The sequence below is a fragment of the Halopseudomonas sabulinigri genome (assembly GCF_900105255.1).
Lineage (GTDB): Bacteria > Pseudomonadota > Gammaproteobacteria > Pseudomonadales > Pseudomonadaceae > Halopseudomonas > Halopseudomonas sabulinigri.
This window is the reverse complement of record NZ_LT629763.1, coordinates 3,033,691-3,051,175: the sequence shown is the minus strand read 5'-3', so window position 1 is coordinate 3,051,175 and position 17,485 is coordinate 3,033,691. Positions and strand designations below refer to the sequence as shown.

The following is a 17,485-nucleotide window of genomic DNA, read 5'->3' as shown; positions in this document are numbered from 1 at the left end:
TCTTAACCCTCTACCCGAACCATGTAGGAGACCTTATTGATCATCCCACGAACAGCCGGGGTATCTTCGACCTCGACAGTGTGGCCGATGCGGCGCAAGCCAAGACCTTTAACGCAGGCCTTGTGCTTGGGCAGGCGACCGACAACGCTTTTGAACAGGGTCACTTTGATTGTTTCGTTAGCCATGTCCGTTTACCCCACGATGTCTTCAACGGTCTTGCCGCGCTTGGCCGCTACAGACTCGGGAGACTGCATCGACTTCAGACCCTTGTAGGTAGCCTGAACGACGTTAACCGGATTGGTGGAACCGTAACACTTGGCCAGAACGTTATGAACGCCAGCGGCTTCGAGGACGGCGCGCATTGCACCACCGGCAATAACACCGGTACCTTCAGACGCAGGCTGCATGAACACCTTGGAAGCGCCGTGTGCAGCGCGAACAGGGTACTGCAGCGTAGTGCCGTTCAGGTCAACCTGAATCATGTTACGACGAGCGGCTTCCATGGCTTTCTGGATAGCAGCAGGCACTTCACGTGCCTTGCCGCGACCGAAACCCACACGACCTTTACCGTCGCCCACTACAGTCAGAGCAGTGAAAGCGAAAATACGGCCGCCTTTTACAACTTTGGCAACGCGGTTAACTTGAACAAGCTTCTCAATGTAACCTTCGTCGCGCTTCTGATCGAAATTAGCCATAGATCTACCCTTAGAATTCCAGCCCGCCTTCACGAGCGGCGTCGGCCAGCGCTTTTACGCGACCATGATACTTGAAGCCGGAACGGTCGAAGGAGACCTGAGTTACACCGGCGGCCTTGGCGCGCTCAGCAACCAGAAGGCCGACTTTCTTGGCGGCTTCGATATTGCCGGTACTACCGCTGCGCAGGTCCGAGTCCAGCGTGGAGGCGCTAGCCAACACGGTGGCACCGTCTGCAGAGATCACTTGTGCGTACATGTGCTGCGAAGAACGGTACACGCACAGACGAACGGCTTCCAGCTCGCGCATTTTCAAGCGCGAACGGCGAGCGCGACGGAGACGAATAACTTTTTTATCGCTCATTTGCTATGCCCTACTTCTTCTTGGCTTCTTTACGACGCACGATCTCGTCAGCGTAGCGAACACCCTTGCCCTTATAGGGCTCTGGGCGACGGAAATCACGAATTTCCGCGGCTACCTGGCCGACCAGCTGCTTGTCGATACCTTTGATGATAATGTCAGTCTGGCTCGGGGTTTCAGCGGAAACACCCTCGGGCAGCTGATAGTCGATTGGGTGGGAAAAGCCCAGCGCCAGGTTCAGAGTCTGACCTTTTGCCTGAGCCTTGTAACCCACACCAACCAGCTGCAGCTTGCGCTCAAAGCCCTGGCTGACGCCGACAACCATGTTGTTGACCAGCGCACGAGTGGTACCGGCCATAGCCATGTTCACACTGCCTGGACGGGCTGCGAACTTCAGCACGCCGTCTTCGTGGACAACTTCTACCAGCGGATGCAGGCTCAATTCGAGGCTGCCCTTGGCACCCTTGATCGACAGTTCCTGACCATCCAACTTTACTTCTACACCCTGTGGCAATTTGACAGGGTCCTTAGCGACGCGAGACATCGTAACCCCCTATCAGAATACGGTGCAGAGTACTTCGCCGCCGATACCGGCAGCGCGAGCAGCGCGATCCGTCATCACACCTTTATTGGTGGAGACGATGGAAACGCCCAGTCCACCCTTGACCTTGGGAATCTGGTCAACGGACTTGTACTGGCGCAGGCCTGGACGGCTTACGCGCTTCAGATCTTCAATAACCGGCTTGCCTTCGAAGTACTTGAGCTCGATGGACAGAGTAGGCTTAACCTCACCTGCCACTTCGTAACCGGCTACGTAGCCTTCTTCTTTAAGTACTTTGGCGACAGCCACCTTCAGCTTTGCCGCAGGCATGCTGACGCTGGACTTCTCAGCCATCTGGGCATTACGGATACGGGTCAGCATATCTGCTAACGGGTCCTGCATACTCATGGGCTTTGTGCTCCTGAAACTGAGTAATTAAGGTTTGGTTTACCAGCTGGCCTTTACCAGGCCTGGTACGTCACCGCGCATGGCTGCTTCGCGCAGCTTAATGCGGCTCAGACCAAACTTGCGGTATACACCGTGCGGACGACCAGTGATGCGGCAGCGGTTACGCTGACGAACCGGGCTGGCATCGCGCGGTAATTTTTGCAGGGCAACCTGGGCAGCCCAACGCTCTTCAACAGAGGCGTTGACGTTGCCGATGGTGGCCTTGAGCTCAGCACGCTTGGTAGCGTACTTGGCAACCAGACGAGCGCGCTTGGCCTCGCGGTTTTTCATACTGACTTTAGCCATTTACCTGACTCCTAGTTACGGAACGGGAAGTTGAACGCACGCAGCAGCGCACGACCTTCGTCGTCAGTCCGAGCTGTGGTAGTCAAGGTGATGTCCAGACCACGCAGAGCGTCGATTTTATCGTAATCGATCTCCGGGAAAATGATCTGTTCCTTGACGCCCATGCTGTAGTTACCCCGGCCGTCAAACGACTTGGCATTCAGACCACGGAAGTCACGAACGCGCGGCAGGGAAATCGACAGCAGACGGTCGAGGAATTCGTACATCTGTTCGCGGCGCAGAGTTACCTTCACGCCAATCGGCCAGCCGTCACGAATCTTGAAGCCAGCAATAGACTTGCGCGCGTAAGTCACGATGCCTTTACGGCCAGTGATCTTCTCGAGGTCAGCCATTGCATTTTCGATGATCTTCTTGTCACCGACAGCTTCGCCAAGGCCCATGTTCAGGGTGATCTTGGTGATTTTCGGCACTTCCATCACGTTCTTCAGGCCCAGTTCTTCCTGGAGCTTGGGAACGATGGTAGTGCTATATGTTTCTTTCAATCTCGCCATGGTAAGCACCTAGATTCTCAAGCGTCGACGGCTTTTTGCGTCGACTTGAAAATACGAACCTTCTTACCGTCTTCGACCTTGAAACCGATACGATCGGCTTTGCTGGTCTCCGGGTTGAAGATAGCCACGTTGGAGACGTGGATTGGCGCCTCCTTCTCAACAATACCGCCCTGCGAACCAGCCATGGGGTTACCCTTGGTGTGGCGCTTGACAATGTTGACGCCGGAAATCAGCAGGCGGGAATCATCCCCAACTTTCAGGACTTTGCCGCGCTTGCCTTTGTCTTTACCGGCGATGACGATTACGTCGTCGTCACGTTTAATCTTTTGCATGACCGGGCTCCTTACAGCACTTCGGGCGCGAGGGAAACGATCTTCATGAACTGCTCATTACGCAGTTCACGCGTCACTGGCCCAAAGATGCGGGTACCGATCGGCTCATTTTTGTTGTTGAGCAGAACGGCTGCGTTGCCATCAAAACGGATCAGCGAACCGTCAGTACGGCGTACGCCGTGACGGGTACGCACGATGACCGCATTGAGCACCTGGCCTTTCTTTACTTTGCCGCGCGGAATCGCTTCCTTCACGGTCACCTTGATGATATCGCCAATGCCGGCGTAGCGACGGTGAGAACCGCCCAGAACCTTGATACACATAACGCGACGTGCACCACTGTTATCAGCTACATCCAACATGGATTGAGTCTGAATCATAACTTTCTCCGACCCTTAAATAATCCGCTAAACAGCGCGGGGCTTTAAACTTGCGCCGCGCGCTCGTCGATCTGAACCAGATCCCAGCTCTTGGTTTTAGCCAAGGGGCGGGTTTCCCGGATAGTAACCAGATCGCCAATGCGGCAGTCGTTGTTCTCATCGTGCGCTTTGAGCTTGGTAGAGCGCGTCACGTACTTACCGTACAGTGGGTGCTTTTCCTGGCGCTCGATGAGCACGGTGACGGTCTTGTCCATCTTGTTACTGACCACACGGCCAGTAACGGTACGTACTGTTTTGTTCTCGGCCATGATCAGTTACCACCCTTCTGATTGAGCACAGTCTTTACGCGAGCGATGTCGCGCTTGGTCTGCTTCAGCAGATGGGACTGACCGAGCTGACCAGTTGCCTTCTGCATGCGCAGGTTGAACTGATCGCGCAGCAGGGTGAGCAGCTGTTCATTCAGCTGCTCAGCAGATTTTTCACGAAGTTCTGTCGCTTTCATTACATCACCGTCCGCTTAACAAAGGTGGTAGCGAGAGGCAGCTTGGCTGCAGCAAGGGCAAATGCCTCGCGAGCCAGCTCTTCGGAAACACCTTCAATCTCGTAAAGGACCTTGCCCGGACGAATCTGAGCAACCCAATACTCGACGTTACCCTTACCTTTACCCATCCGCACCTCAAGAGGCTTCTTGGAGATAGGTTTGTCTGGGAAAACTCGAATCCAGATTTTACCGCCACGCTTAACGTGACGAGTCAGGGCGCGACGAGCCGCTTCGATCTGACGTGCAGTCAGTCGACCACGACCCACGGCTTTCAGTGCGAACTCACCGAAGCTCACCTTGCTACCACGATGCGCCAAGCCACGGTTGTGGCCGGTCATCTGCTTGCGGAACTTCGTACGCTTTGGTTGTAACATGTGCGTACCCCTTACTTAGCAGCTTTTTTCTTGGTCGCGACGGCTTTGGTTTCTTCCTGGAGACCACCAATGATCTCACCCTTGAAGATCCAAACCTTCACACCGATCACACCGTAGGTGGTGTGGGCTTCAGCCGTTGCGTAGTCAATGTCAGCGCGCAGGGTGTGCAGCGGCACACGTCCTTCACGATACCATTCGGTGCGGGCGATCTCGGCGCCGCCAAGACGGCCGCTTACCTGGATCTTGATACCCTTGGCACCAATGCGCATGGCGTTCTGTACGGCGCGCTTCATGGCGCGACGGAACATCACACGACGCTCGAGCTGCTGAGCAACGCTCTGTGCTACCAGGGCACCGTCGAGCTCCGGCTTGCGGATCTCTTCGATGTTGATGTGCACGGGCACGCCCATCTGACTGGTCAGTTCCTGACGCAGTTTTTCAACGTCTTCACCCTTCTTGCCAATCACGATGCCTGGACGGGCGGTGTGAATGGTAATGCGGGCTGTCTGAGCCGGGCGCTGAATATCAACGCGGCTGACCGAAGCGCTTTTCAATTTCTTCTGAATGTACTCACGTACTTTCAGATCATTAAACAGGTAGTCGGCGTATTGGCGACCATCTGCGTACCACACCGAAGTGTGCTCTTTGACGATTCCGAGGCGAATGCCAATCGGATGTACTTTCTGACCCATGATCGACTCCTACTTGTCAGCAACCTTGACCGTGATATGACAAGACCGCTTAACGATGCGATCAGCACGGCCTTTGGCACGTGGCATGATGCGCTTCAGAGAGCGACCTTCGTTAACAAACACGGTGGAGACCTTCAGGTCATCCACGTCCGCGCCATCGTTGTGCTCAGCATTGGCAATCGCCGATTCGAGCACTTTCTTGATGACTTCAGCGGCCTTCTTGTTGCTGAAAGACAGCAGGTTCAGAGCCTCATCCACTTTCTTACCGCGGATTTGGTCGGCGACCAAGCGTGCCTTCTGGGCAGAGAGTCGGGCGCCCTTATGAGTAGCGGCTACTTCCATCTTCTAACCCCTTAGCGCTTGGCTTTCTTGTCTGCTACGTGACCACGATAGGTACGGGTAGCAGAGAATTCGCCCAACTTGTGGCCGACCATGTCTTCGGAAATGATGACCGGGACATGCTGACGACCGTTATGAACAGCGATGGTCAAACCAACCATCTGCGGCAGAACCATGGAACGGCGCGACCAGGTCTTGATCGGCTTACGCTCGTTCTTTTCTACTGCCACTTCGATCTTCTTTAACAGGTGAAGATCGATAAAAGGACCTTTCTTCAGAGAACGCGGCACTGTCGTATCCCCTCTAATTACTTGCTGCGACGACGGACAATCATCTTGTCAGTGCGCTTGTTGGAACGAGTCTTGGCACCCTTGGTGGGGAAGCCCCACGGCGATACGGGATGACGACCACCAGAAGTACGACCTTCACCACCACCATGCGGGTGATCAACCGGGTTCATGGCAACACCACGAACAGTCGGACGAACACCGCGCCAGCGCGTAGCACCAGCCTTACCCAGAGAGCGCAGGCTATGCTCACCGTTGGACACTTCGCCCAGGGTGGCGCGGCACTCGCCGAGAACCTTGCGCATCTCGCCGGAGCGAAGACGAACGGTTACATAGGCGCCTTCACGGGCAACCAGCTGAACGGCGGCACCGGCACTGCGAGCAACCTGAGCGCCTTTACCCGGCTTCAGCTCGATCGCGTGAATGGTGCTACCCACTGGAATGTTACGCAGTGGCAGTGAGTTACCGGCCTTGATCGGCGCTTCTGCGCCAGAGACCAGTTGATCGCCAGCACGCACGCCCTTGGGGGCGATGATGTAGCGACGCTCACCGTCGGCATACTTCAGCAGAGCAATATGAGCGGTACGGTTCGGATCATATTCGACGCGCTCAACGGTGGCAGGAATGCCATCTTTGTTGCGACGAAAATCGACCATACGGTAGTGCTGCTTATGTCCGCCCCCACGATGACGCGTGGTGATGCGGCCATTATTGTTACGACCACCAGACTTGCCTTGCTTCTCCAACAGCGGGGCGTACGGAGCGCCCTTGTGCAGGTCAGAGTTGACGACCTTGACAACGAAGCGGCGGCCAGCGGAAGTAGGTTTACATTTAACAATAGCCATGATGTATCCCTCTCTTATTCAGCGCTGGCGAAGTCGATGTCTTGACCGGGCTGCAGGCTCACATAAGCCTTCTTCCAGTCATTACGCTTGCCCAGGCCGCGAACGGTTCGCTTGGTCTTACCTTTAACGTTCAAAGTCGATACAGCCTTGACCTTGACGCTGAACAGCTGCTCAACGGCTTTCTTGATTTCCAGCTTGGTCGCGGTAGTGTCTACCTTGAAAACGAACTGGTTCTTGCCGTCGGCCAACACAGTAGCCTTCTCGGATACATGCGGGCCGAGCAGTACTTTGAAAATGCGCTCTTGGTTCATCCCAGCATCTCCTCGAACTTCTTAACAGCAGGCACAGTGATCAGTACCTTGTCGTAAGCGATCAGGCTAACTGGGTCGGAACCCTGCACATCACGTACGTCGACGTGCGGCAGATTGCGCGCTGCCAGGTACAGATTTTCGTCAATATTGTCGGTTACGATCAGCACGTTTTGCAGATCGAGATCCTTCAACTTGCCGGCCAGAGCCTTGGTTTTCGGTGCATCGACGGAGAAGCTCTCAACTACGACCAGGCGGTCCAGGCGTACCAGCTCGGACAGGATGGAGCGCAGGGCGCCGCGGTACATCTTGCGGTTCAGCTTCTGCTCGTGATTCTGTGGACGCGCAGCGAAAGTGGTACCACCGGAGCGCCAGATCGGGCTGCGGATAGTACCGGCACGGGCACGGCCAGTACCTTTCTGACGCCAGGGCTTCTTGCCGCCGCCGGACACATCAGAACGATTCTTCTGCTGCTTGGTACCCTGACGAGCACCAGCCATGTATGCAACTACGGCCTGGTGAACGAGGGTCTCGTTAAACTCGGTCGCGAAGGTCAGATCGGAAACTTCGATCGCGCTTGCGCCAGCTACATTCAAATTCATGGTAACTCCCCCTTAACCCTTGGCCTTGACTGCCGGGCGAACGATCACGTCGCTACCGGTCGCGCCAGGTACCGCGCCCTTGATGAGCAGCAGGTTACGTTCGGCATCAACACGAACAACCTCGAGAGTCTGCACGGTCACCTGTTCGGCACCCATGTGACCAGACATCTTCTTGCCCTTGAATACACGACCAGGGGTCTGACACTGACCAATGGAACCGGGTACGCGGTGGGAGATCGAGTTACCGTGAGTTGCATCCTGACCACGGAAGTTCCAGCGCTTGATAGTACCGGCAAAGCCCTTACCTTTGGACTGCCCAGTAACATCAACCTTCTGGCCCGCTTCAAAAATGCTGACGGTCAGCTCTGCGCCAGCTTCATACTGCGAGCTGTCATCCAGGCGGAATTCCATAACCTGACGACCTGCAGCAGTGTTGGCTTTAGCAAAGTGCCCTGCCATAGGCTTGCTGACGCGGCTAGCGCGACGCTCGCCCACGGTTACCTGAATGGCCTGATAGCCATCGGTATCCAGGGATTTAACCTGTGTGACACGGTTCGGTTCTACTTCTACAACCGTAACCGGGATAGATACACCATCTTCAGTGAAAACGCGGGTCATACCGCATTTCCGGCCGACTAAACCAATAGTCATTTTGTAAACCTCATGAGTGCACGGGGCTATCACCCGCTATGGCCGCCCAACACAGGGCGTTACACGACCTATAGCCCCCGTCTTGTGGGGCTATCAGCCGAGGCTGATCTGAACTTCGACACCAGCTGCCAAGTCCAGCTTCATCAGCGCATCGACAGTCTTGTCGGTGGGCTGAACGATATCCAGAACCCGTTTATGGGTACGGATTTCGTACTGATCGCGCGCGTCTTTGTTGACGTGCGGAGAAACCAGTACAGTAAAACGCTCTTTGCGCGTCGGCAAAGGGATCGGACCACGCACCTGAGCCCCAGTACGTTTCGCGGTATCCACGATTTCCTGGGTAGATTGATCAATCAGGCGATGGTCAAAAGCCTTCAACCGAATACGGATCTGTTGGTTCTGCATTTGACCAGAAACTCCAAGCTACTATTTTCAGAGCCTTCCCCGAAAACCGGGTGAGCCCATCCAAGGGAGGCGCAATTCTACTGATGCACTTCCCCACTGTCAACCAAAATACAAAAGCCCCCGTTAAACGGGGGCTTTTGCGTATGGCGTCAGATCATTATTCGATGATCTTGGCTACCACGCCGGCACCAACGGTGCGGCCGCCTTCACGAATCGCAAAGCGCAGACCGTCTTCCATCGCGATCGGCGCGATCAGAGTGACGTCCAGCTTGACGTTATCGCCAGGCATTACCATTTCGATACCTTCCGGCAGTTCGCAGGAACCGGTAACGTCAGTGGTACGGAAGTAGAACTGAGGACGATAGCCTTTGAAGAACGGAGTGTGACGACCGCCTTCATCCTTGCCCAGTACGTACACTTCAGCTTCAAACTTGGTGTGCGGGTTGATAGTACCCGGCTTGGCCAGAACCTGACCACGCTCTACGTCTTCACGCTTAGTACCACGCAGCAGAACACCAACGTTCTCACCGGCACGACCTTCGTCCAGCAGCTTGCGGAACATTTCAACGCCAGTACAGGTAGTTTTGACAGTGGCTTTGATACCAACGATCTCAACTTCCTCACCCACCTTGACGATGCCGCGCTCTACACGACCAGTCACAACAGTACCGCGACCAGAGATGGAGAATACGTCTTCGATCGGCATCAGGAACGGCTTGTCAATCGCACGCTCAGGCTCAGGAATATAGGAATCCAGAGTCTCAACCAGCTTCTTGACCGCAGTGGTGCCGATTTCGTTGTCGTCTTTGCCTTCCAGCGCCATCAGTGCAGAACCGATAACGATAGGCGTGTCGTCGCCAGGGAAATCGTATGCGCTCAGCAGATCACGCACTTCCATCTCGACCAGCTCCAGCAGCTCTTCGTCATCGACCATGTCAGCCTTGTTCAGGAACACGACGATGTAAGGAACGCCAACCTGACGAGACAGCAGGATGTGCTCGCGAGTCTGCGGCATCGGGCCGTCAGCAGCGGAACAAACCAGGATTGCACCATCCATCTGCGCAGCACCGGTGATCATGTTCTTCACATAGTCAGCGTGACCAGGGCAGTCAACGTGCGCGTAGTGACGAGTCGGAGAATCGTACTCTACGTGCGAGGTGTTGATGGTGATACCACGTGCCTTCTCTTCCGGCGCGTTATCGATCTGGTCGAAAGCGCGAGCGGAGCCGCCGTATACTTCGGCGCAAACACGGGTCAATGCAGCTGTCAGAGTAGTTTTACCATGGTCAACGTGACCAATGGTGCCTACGTTCAGGTGCGGTTTGCTACGTTCAAATTTTTCTTTTGCCACGGTTGATAACCTCTTTAATTAGCTTAGGTTCAAGTTAGCCTTGCTTCTTGATGATTGCTTCGGCGATGTTCATGGGTGCCTCGGCGTATTTCGAAAACTCCATGGAGTAGCTCGCGCGTCCCTGGGACATCGAGCGCACATCCGTGGCGTAACCGAACATCTCACCAAGCGGAACCTCAGCGCGGATCACTTTACCGGAAGGAGAATCTTCCATACCTTGTACCAGACCGCGACGACGGTTCAAGTCGCCCATAACGTCACCCATGTAATCCTCAGGGGTGACCACTTCGACTTTCATCATCGGCTCTAGCAACACGGCACCGCCTTTCTGGGCCAACTGTTTGGTGGCCATGGAAGCAGCGATCTTGAACGCCATCTCGTTAGAGTCGACATCATGATAGGAACCGTCATAAACGGTTGCCTTCAGGCCAAGCAGCGGATAGCCGGCGAGCACGCCGTTCTGCATCTGCTCCTCGATACCTTTCTGGATAGCCGGAATGTATTCACGCGGAACCACACCACCGACAACTTCATTGACGAATACCAGCTTCTCTTCAGATTCATCGCAAGGCTCGAAACGAACCCAGACGTGACCGTACTGACCACGACCGCCTGACTGACGAACAAACTTGCCTTCGATCTCGCACTTGTTGCGAATTGCTTCGCGGTACGCGACCTGCGGCTTGCCGATATTCGCCTCAACGTTGAACTCGCGCTTCATGCGATCAACGAGAATATCCAGGTGCAACTCACCCATACCGGAAATGATGGTCTGCCCGGACTCCTCATCGGTACGCACGCGGAAGGACGGATCCTCCTGCGCCAACTTGCCGAGGGCAATCCCCATCTTCTCTTGGTCAGCCTTGGTTTTCGGCTCAACTGCTACAGAAATAACCGGCTCAGGAAACTCCATGCGCTCAAGAATGATCGGCTTTTCTTGCGAGCACAGGGTGTCACCGGTGGTGACGTCCTTCATACCGATCAGCGCTGCGATATCACCCGCGCGCACTTCCTTGATTTCTTCACGCGCATTGGCGTGCATCTGCACCATGCGCCCCACCCGCTCTTTCTTGCCCTTGACCGAATTGAGCACCGCATCGCCAGAGGTCAAAACCCCCGAATACACGCGTACGAAAGTCAGAGTACCGACAAACGGGTCTGTCGCGATCTTGAAAGCCAGGGCGGAAAACGGCTCGGCATCATCTGCATGACGCTCGTCGACCTTCTCGTCGTCATCCGGGTGCACACCCTTGATGGCAACGACCTGGTCCGGCGCCGGCAGGTAGTCAATGACCGCGTCCAATACCAGAGGCACGCCCTTGTTCTTGAATGAGGAGCCGCATACCGCGGGCACGATTTCACAAGCCAGAGTGCGCTGACGCAGCCCCGCCTTGATTTCATCGTTACTCAGATCACCTTCCTCAAGATACTTGTTCATGAGCTCTTCATTGGCCTCGGCTGCCGCCTCGACCATTTGCTCACGATACATAGCGGCATCATCGGCCAGCTCAGCAGGAATTTCCTCCTCACGGAAGGTCATCCCGCTGTCGTCGGCATTCCAGTAGATTGCTTTCATGCGCAGCAAATCTACTTGCCCCTCAAACTCCTCTTCAGCACCAATCGCCAACTGGATCGGAACCGGAGTATGCCCAAGGCGCTTCTTGATCTGCTCGACAACGCGCATGAAATTGGCGCCTTGGCGGTCCATCTTGTTCACGTAGACGATACGCGGAACACCGTACTTGTTGGCTTGACGCCATACGGTTTCGGACTGAGGCTCAACGCCGGAGGTACCACAGAAAACCACGACCGCACCGTCGAGCACGCGCAGCGAGCGCTCGACTTCGATGGTGAAGTCAACGTGACCAGGGGTATCGATGATATTGACGCGATGCTTGTCATATTGCTTTTCAGAGCCCTGCCAGAAGGCAGTAGTAGCAGCGGAGGTAATGGTAATCCCCCGCTCCTGCTCTTGGGCCATCCAGTCCATGGTGGCAGCGCCATCATGGACTTCACCCATCTTGTGGTTCACACCGGTATAAAACAAAATCCGTTCCGTGGTCGTGGTTTTACCCGCATCAACGTGCGCGCAAATACCAATATTCCGGTACAGATTAATCGGAGTTGTACGAGCCACAATAATCTCCTGAGCCGTTTAGAAACGGTAGTGAGAGAACGCCTTGTTGGCTTCAGCCATGCGGTGCACGTCTTCACGCTTCTTAACAGCAGCGCCTTTACCTTCAGACGCGTCAACCAGCTCACCAGCCAGACGCAGCGCCATAGACTTCTCGCCACGCTTACGGGCAGCATCAACCAACCAGCGCATTGCCAGAGCATTGCGACGGGAGGGACGCACTTCAACCGGAACCTGGTAAGTGGCACCACCTACACGGCGGGATTTAACCTCTACGAGAGGAGCAATGGCATCCAGCGCTTTTTCGAACAGCTCAACGGGCTCTTCGGTTTTGGTGCGCTCTTTCACCTTGTCCAGCGCGCCGTAAACAATGCGCTCTGCGGTGGATTTTTTGCCACTTTCCATTACGTGGTTCATGAATTTCGCGAGAATCTGGCTGCCGTACTTAGGTTCCGGCAGAATCTCACGTTTTGCTGCTACGCGACGTCTTGGCATGATAAGCCCTCAAACGGTCTTCAGGTTAGCCCAGGATCATAACCATTCGGTTACGCCTGACCTTACTCTTATCGACTCAGATAAATGAATTCAGTATTACTTAGGACGCTTGGCGCCATACTTGGAACGACCCTGCTTACGATCTTTAACACCCGAGGTGTCCAGAGAACCGCGAACAGTGTGGTAACGCACACCTGGCAAGTCTTTTACACGGCCGCCGCGAATCAGAACGACGCTGTGCTCTTGCAGGTTGTGGCCTTCACCACCGATATAGGATGAAACTTCGTAGCCGTTGGTCAGACGAACACGGCAGACTTTACGCAGAGCCGAGTTCGGCTTCTTCGGCGTAGTGGTATACACGCGAGTGCACACACCACGACGCTGCGGGCAGTTCTGCAGCGCCGGCACGTCACTCTTCTCAGCGACACGCTTACGCGGCTTACGAACCAGCTGGTTGATTGTTGCCATCTAGCAAAACTCCACTGATGTCTTAAGACATAGTTAATAAAAAATGGCAGAGCTATGCGCCCCGCCAATTTTAGGGGTACGGAATTCTATAGACCCGAACCCCAGTCGTCAAGGTGCCAGCCCCGCAGGGCTGGCAGACCTATCAGTTTCCGCTCGAGTTGAGCGCGTCGGACAGAGCCTGTTCAACTTCACTGGCGCTGACCTTGACCGGCTTATCGGCCATTTTCTGACGCTTGCGCTCGGCGTGGTACGCCAGGCCGGTACCGGCCGGAATCAGGCGACCTACTACCACGTTCTCCTTCAGGCCGCGCAGATGATCGCGCTTACCGGTAACGGCAGCCTCCGTCAGTACCCGCGTGGTTTCCTGGAAGGAAGCCGCAGAAATGAAGGACTCGGTCGACAGCGACGCCTTGGTGATACCCAGCAGCACGCGCTCGTACTTGGCCGGGAACTTGTCCTGACCACTCAGCTCCGCATTCTCTTCCAGCACCTGGGTCAACTCGACCTGGTCACCTTTGATGAAGCTGGAATCACCGGACTCGGCGATTTCAACCTTGCGCAGCATCTGACGAATAGTCACTTCGATGTGCTTGTCGTTGATCTTCACGCCCTGCAGGCGGTAAACGTCCTGAATCTCGTTAACGATGTACTTGGCCAGCGCGCTGACACCCAGCAGACGCAGGATATCGTGCGGATTGCTCGGGCCGTCGGAGATAACTTCACCCTTGGTAACCTGCTCACCTTCGAACACGTTCAGGTGACGCCACTTCGGAATCAGCTCCTCGTAGGGATCGCTACCGTCGGTCGGGGTAATGACCAGACGACGCTTGCCTTTGGTTTCCTTGCCGAAGGAAATCGTGCCGCTGATTTCCGCCAGAATGGACGGCTCCTTCGGACGACGCGCTTCGAACAGGTCGGCAACGCGCGGCAGACCACCGGTGATGTCACGAGTCTTCGAGGTTTCCTGCGGAATACGGGCAACAACGTCACCCACATTCACCTTGGCACCATCGGACAGGTTGACCAGAGCGTTAGCCGGCAGGAAGTACTGGGCCGGCACGTCAGTACCCGGCAGCAGCAGCTCCTTACCATTGTCATCAACCAGCTTCACCGCCGGACGAATGTCCTTGCCGGAGGCCGGACGATCCTTGGCATCCAGTACTTCGATGTTGGTCAGACCAGTCAATTCGTCAGCCTGACGTTTGATGGTGATGCCTTCATCCATACCGAAGAACGCCACGGTACCGGAAATCTCGGTAACGATGGGGTGAGTGTGCGGATCCCACTTGGCAACCACACGACCGGCATCGACCTTGTCACCTTCCTTGATCGAAATGACCGCACCATAGGGCAGCTTGTAACGCTCACGCTCACGACCGAACTCGTCAGCTACCGCCAGCTCGCCGGAACGGGAAACCGCTACCAGGGCACCGTCGGCACGCTCGACGTACTTCAGGTTGTGCAGGCGAATAGTACCGCCGTTTTTCACCTGTACGCTGTCGGCCGCGGAGGTACGGCTGGCCGCACCACCAATGTGGAACGTACGCATGGTCAGCTGGGTACCCGGCTCACCAATCGACTGGGCAGCGATAACACCGACCGCTTCACCGATGTTGATCAGGTGGCCACGGGCTAGGTCACGACCGTAACAGGTTGCGCAGACGCCATAGTGCGTGTCGCAGGTGATTGGCGAACGTACGATAACTTCGTCAACGCTGTTCTTCTCGAGGAACTCGACCCACTGCTCGTCGATCAGGGTGCCAGCGGCCACGATGGTTTCATCGCTACCAGGCTTGACGACGTCACGCGCCACGACACGACCCAGTACGCGCTCACCCAGCGGCTCAACGATATCGCCACCTTCAATGTGCGGCGACATCAGCAGACCGTTGTCGGTGCCGCAATCAGGCTGGGTAATAACCAGATCCTGGGCGACGTCAACCAGACGACGGGTCAGGTAACCGGAGTTGGCGGTCTTCAGTGCGGTATCGGCCAGACCTTTACGTGCACCGTGTGTGGAGATGAAGTACTGGAGTACGTTCAGACCTTCACGGAAGTTGGCGGTAATCGGCGTCTCGATGATCGAGCCATCCGGCTTGGCCATCAAACCACGCATACCGGCCAGCTGACGAATCTGGGCAGCAGAACCCCGCGCACCGGAGTCAGCCATCATGTACATGGAGTTGAACGACTCCTGATCGACTTCCTTGCCATCACGATCCATCACGCGAGTGGACTTGAGGTTGTCCATCATCGCCTTGGAAATCTCGTCGTTGGCCTTGGACCACAAGTCGATAACCTTGTTGTACTTCTCACCCTGGGTTACCAGACCGGAAGCGTACTGGTCTTCGATTTCCTTAACTTCTTCCGTTGCCTCATCAATGATGCGCGCCTTCTCATCCGGGATGACGAAGTCGTTAACACCAATGGACGCACCCGAAATGGTGGAATAGGCAAAACCGGTGTACATCAACTGGTCAGCGAAGATCACGGTTTCCTTCAGACCAACCACGCGGTAGCACTGGTTGATCAGCTTGGAGATCGCCTTTTTCTTCAGCGGCTGGTCGACCATCTCGTAGGGCAGACCCTTCGGCAGGATCTGGAACAACAGCGCGCGGCCGACCGTGGTATCGACGATACGGGTCTCGGTGGTCCAGCTCTCGTCCTTGTGCTTGACGGTCTCGGTAATACGCACCTTGACCAGCGCGTGCAGCTCTACCTGGCCGCTGCGGTACGCCATCTCAACTTCATTGACGTTGGCAAAACGCATACCCTCGCCCTTGGCGTTGATGCGGGTACGCGTCATGTAATAAAGACCCAGTACCACGTCCTGCGACGGCACGATGATCGGCTCACCGGATGCTGGCGACAGAATGTTGTTGGTCGACATCATCAGCGCGCGCGCTTCCAGCTGAGCCTCAAGGGTCAGCGGCACGTGCACAGCCATTTGGTCACCGTCAAAGTCGGCGTTGTAGGCGGCACAGACCAGCGGGTGCAGCTGGATAGCTTTACCTTCGATCAGCACTGGCTCAAAGGCCTGGATACCCAGACGGTGCAGTGTTGGCGCCCGGTTCAACAGTACGGGGTGCTCGCGGATGACTTCGGCCAGGATGTCCCAGACCTCTGGCAGCTCGCGCTCGACCATCTTCTTGGCAGCCTTGATGGTCGTTGCCAGACCACGGTGCTCCAGCTTGCCAAAGATGAATGGCTTGAACAGCTCAAGCGCCATCTTCTTCGGCAGACCGCACTGGTGCAGACGCAGGGTCGGACCTACCACGATCACCGAACGACCGGAGTAGTCCACGCGCTTACCGAGCAGGTTCTGACGGAAACGGCCCTGCTTACCCTTGATCATGTCAGCCAGGGACTTCAGCGGGCGCTTGTTGGTGCCAGTGATGGCACGGCCACGACGACCGTTGTCCAGCAGCGCATCAACCGACTCCTGCAGCATGCGCTTTTCGTTGCGCACGATGATGTCAGGTGCAGACAGGTCAAGCAGACGCTTCAGACGGTTGTTACGGTTGATCACGCGGCGGTACAGATCGTTCAGGTCGGAAGTCGCAAAGCGACCGCCATCCAGTGGTACCAGCGGACGCAGGTCCGGTGGCAGGACTGGCAGAACAGTCATGACCATCCACTCCGGCTTGTTGCCGGAACCGTCAAAGGCTTCCATCAGCTTCAGACGCTTGGACAGCTTCTTGATCTTGGTTTCCGAGGTGGTCTGCGGAATTTCTTCACGCAGCTTGCCAATCTCGTGGCTCAGATCCATAGCGGTCAGCAGCTCGAATACCGCCTCGGCACCCATGCGGGCGTCGAAGTCGTCGCCGAACTCTTCCAGCGCTTCGAAGTACTGCTCATCATTCAGCAACTGACCCTTGTCCAGGGTAGTCATGCCCGGCTCGATCACCACGTAGCTCTCGAAATAGAGTACGCGCTCGATATCACGCAGGGTCATGTCCAGCAGCAGGCCGATACGCGACGGCAGCGACTTCAGGAACCAGATGTGGGCAACTGGCGATGCCAGTTCAATGTGACCCATGCGCTCACGACGGACCTTGGCCAGCGCGACTTCAACGCCACACTTTTCACAGATCACACCGCGGTGCTTGAGGCGCTTGTACTTGCCGCACAGGCACTCGTAATCTTTTACCGGGCCAAAGATCTTGGCGCAGAACAGACCGTCGCGCTCCGGCTTGAAGGTACGGTAGTTAATGGTTTCCGGCTTTTTAACTTCGCCATAGGACCAGGACCGGATCATCTCCGGCGATGCCAAGCCGATTCGAATGGAATCGAACTCTTCAATCTGTCCCTGGGACTTGAGCAGGTTCAATAAGTCTTTCAAGGCCTATACTCCTCGCAGTGTCTCAAGGGCGGCGCTCGCCG

25 protein-coding genes are annotated in these 17,485 nt (G+C 55.8%); all 25 read right to left on the bottom strand.

Annotated features, from left to right (window positions below; translation table 11 throughout):
* Nucleotides 1-2: 2 nt before the first annotated feature.
* The gene (rpmD, locus tag BLU26_RS13890) at nt 3-185 is read right to left on the bottom strand and encodes a 50S ribosomal protein L30 (RefSeq protein WP_092287483.1); all 183 of its coding nucleotides are present in this window, start codon (nt 183-185) and stop codon (nt 3-5) included.
* A 6-nt stretch (nt 186-191) separates the two neighbouring features.
* On the bottom strand, nt 192-695 hold the full coding sequence (rpsE, locus tag BLU26_RS13885; protein WP_092287482.1) for a 30S ribosomal protein S5: 504 nt from the start codon (nt 693-695) through the stop codon (nt 192-194).
* Nucleotides 696-705: 10 nt separating this feature from the next.
* A complete protein-coding gene (gene rplR / locus BLU26_RS13880; RefSeq protein ID WP_092287481.1) occupies nt 706-1,056 on the bottom strand; it encodes a 50S ribosomal protein L18 in 351 nt (116 codons plus the stop codon).
* A gap of 10 nt (nt 1,057-1,066) precedes the next feature.
* The gene (gene rplF, locus BLU26_RS13875) at nt 1,067-1,597 is read right to left on the bottom strand and encodes a 50S ribosomal protein L6 (protein ID WP_092287480.1); all 531 of its coding nucleotides are present in this window, start codon (nt 1,595-1,597) and stop codon (nt 1,067-1,069) included.
* Nucleotides 1,598-1,609: 12 nt separating this feature from the next.
* Nucleotides 1,610-2,002, bottom strand: coding sequence for a 30S ribosomal protein S8 (rpsH, locus tag BLU26_RS13870; RefSeq protein ID WP_092287479.1), 393 nt, complete (start codon nt 2,000-2,002; stop codon nt 1,610-1,612).
* A gap of 39 nt (nt 2,003-2,041) precedes the next feature.
* Entirely contained in the window at nt 2,042-2,347 is a 306-nt protein-coding gene (gene rpsN, locus BLU26_RS13865; RefSeq protein ID WP_092287478.1) for a 30S ribosomal protein S14, read from the bottom strand.
* Nucleotides 2,348-2,358: 11 nt separating this feature from the next.
* Nucleotides 2,359-2,898 (bottom strand): 50S ribosomal protein L5, encoded by a 540-nt coding sequence (gene rplE / locus BLU26_RS13860; RefSeq protein WP_092287477.1) that lies wholly within the window; start codon nt 2,896-2,898, stop codon nt 2,359-2,361.
* Between the two features lie 17 nt (nt 2,899-2,915).
* Nucleotides 2,916-3,230, bottom strand: a complete 315-nt coding sequence (rplX, locus tag BLU26_RS13855; protein ID WP_092287476.1) for a 50S ribosomal protein L24 — start codon at nt 3,228-3,230, stop codon at nt 2,916-2,918.
* 11 nt (nt 3,231-3,241) lie between these two features.
* Nucleotides 3,242-3,610 carry a 50S ribosomal protein L14 gene (rplN, locus tag BLU26_RS13850; RefSeq protein ID WP_088277353.1) on the bottom strand — a complete coding sequence of 123 codons (369 nt, stop codon included), beginning with the start codon at nt 3,608-3,610 and terminating at the stop codon, nt 3,242-3,244.
* Nucleotides 3,611-3,654: 44 nt separating this feature from the next.
* Nucleotides 3,655-3,918, bottom strand: coding sequence for a 30S ribosomal protein S17 (rpsQ, locus tag BLU26_RS13845; RefSeq protein WP_092287475.1), 264 nt, complete (start codon nt 3,916-3,918; stop codon nt 3,655-3,657).
* A 2-nt stretch (nt 3,919-3,920) separates the two neighbouring features.
* Nucleotides 3,921-4,112 carry a 50S ribosomal protein L29 gene (rpmC, locus tag BLU26_RS13840; RefSeq protein ID WP_036993711.1) on the bottom strand — a complete coding sequence of 64 codons (192 nt, stop codon included), beginning with the start codon at nt 4,110-4,112 and terminating at the stop codon, nt 3,921-3,923.
* Nucleotides 4,112-4,525: a 50S ribosomal protein L16 gene (gene rplP / locus BLU26_RS13835; RefSeq protein ID WP_083728636.1), complete on the bottom strand. Its 414-nt coding sequence runs from the start codon at nt 4,523-4,525 to the stop codon at nt 4,112-4,114. Before rplP ends, rpmC begins: the two co-directional genes overlap by 1 nt.
* 11 nt (nt 4,526-4,536) lie before the next feature.
* Nucleotides 4,537-5,217 (bottom strand): 30S ribosomal protein S3, encoded by a 681-nt coding sequence (gene rpsC, locus BLU26_RS13830; RefSeq protein ID WP_092287474.1) that lies wholly within the window; start codon nt 5,215-5,217, stop codon nt 4,537-4,539.
* Between the two features lie 9 nt (nt 5,218-5,226).
* Nucleotides 5,227-5,559 carry a 50S ribosomal protein L22 gene (gene rplV, locus BLU26_RS13825; RefSeq protein WP_092287473.1) on the bottom strand — a complete coding sequence of 111 codons (333 nt, stop codon included), beginning with the start codon at nt 5,557-5,559 and terminating at the stop codon, nt 5,227-5,229.
* Nucleotides 5,560-5,570: 11 nt separating this feature from the next.
* A complete protein-coding gene (gene rpsS / locus BLU26_RS13820) occupies nt 5,571-5,846 on the bottom strand; it encodes a 30S ribosomal protein S19 (protein WP_092287472.1) in 276 nt (91 codons plus the stop codon).
* Between the two features lie 17 nt (nt 5,847-5,863).
* Nucleotides 5,864-6,688 carry a 50S ribosomal protein L2 gene (gene rplB / locus BLU26_RS13815; RefSeq protein WP_092287471.1) on the bottom strand — a complete coding sequence of 275 codons (825 nt, stop codon included), beginning with the start codon at nt 6,686-6,688 and terminating at the stop codon, nt 5,864-5,866.
* Between the two features lie 14 nt (nt 6,689-6,702).
* Nucleotides 6,703-6,999 carry a 50S ribosomal protein L23 gene (rplW, locus tag BLU26_RS13810; protein ID WP_092287470.1) on the bottom strand — a complete coding sequence of 99 codons (297 nt, stop codon included), beginning with the start codon at nt 6,997-6,999 and terminating at the stop codon, nt 6,703-6,705.
* Nucleotides 6,996-7,598, bottom strand: coding sequence for a 50S ribosomal protein L4 (gene rplD, locus BLU26_RS13805; RefSeq protein WP_092287469.1), 603 nt, complete (start codon nt 7,596-7,598; stop codon nt 6,996-6,998). Before rplD ends, rplW begins: the two co-directional genes overlap by 4 nt.
* Nucleotides 7,599-7,610: 12 nt before the next feature.
* Nucleotides 7,611-8,249, bottom strand: coding sequence for a 50S ribosomal protein L3 (gene rplC / locus BLU26_RS13800; RefSeq protein ID WP_092287468.1), 639 nt, complete (start codon nt 8,247-8,249; stop codon nt 7,611-7,613).
* A 93-nt stretch (nt 8,250-8,342) separates the two neighbouring features.
* The gene (gene rpsJ, locus BLU26_RS13795; protein WP_028614853.1) at nt 8,343-8,654 is read right to left on the bottom strand and encodes a 30S ribosomal protein S10; all 312 of its coding nucleotides are present in this window, start codon (nt 8,652-8,654) and stop codon (nt 8,343-8,345) included.
* A 157-nt stretch (nt 8,655-8,811) separates the two neighbouring features.
* Entirely contained in the window at nt 8,812-10,005 is a 1,194-nt protein-coding gene (gene tuf / locus BLU26_RS13790) for an elongation factor Tu (RefSeq protein ID WP_092287457.1), read from the bottom strand.
* A gap of 34 nt (nt 10,006-10,039) precedes the next feature.
* On the bottom strand, nt 10,040-12,142 hold the full coding sequence (gene fusA / locus BLU26_RS13785) for an elongation factor G (RefSeq protein ID WP_092287467.1): 2,103 nt from the start codon (nt 12,140-12,142) through the stop codon (nt 10,040-10,042).
* Nucleotides 12,143-12,160: 18 nt separating this feature from the next.
* Complete coding sequence (gene rpsG / locus BLU26_RS13780) at nt 12,161-12,634, bottom strand: 30S ribosomal protein S7 (protein WP_092287466.1); 474 nt, start codon at nt 12,632-12,634, stop codon at nt 12,161-12,163.
* A gap of 96 nt (nt 12,635-12,730) precedes the next feature.
* A complete protein-coding gene (gene rpsL / locus BLU26_RS13775; protein WP_080048726.1) occupies nt 12,731-13,102 on the bottom strand; it encodes a 30S ribosomal protein S12 in 372 nt (123 codons plus the stop codon).
* A 142-nt stretch (nt 13,103-13,244) separates the two neighbouring features.
* Nucleotides 13,245-17,444: a DNA-directed RNA polymerase subunit beta' gene (rpoC, locus tag BLU26_RS13770; RefSeq protein WP_092287465.1), complete on the bottom strand. Its 4,200-nt coding sequence runs from the start codon at nt 17,442-17,444 to the stop codon at nt 13,245-13,247.
* Between the last annotated feature and the right edge of the window lie 41 nt (nt 17,445-17,485).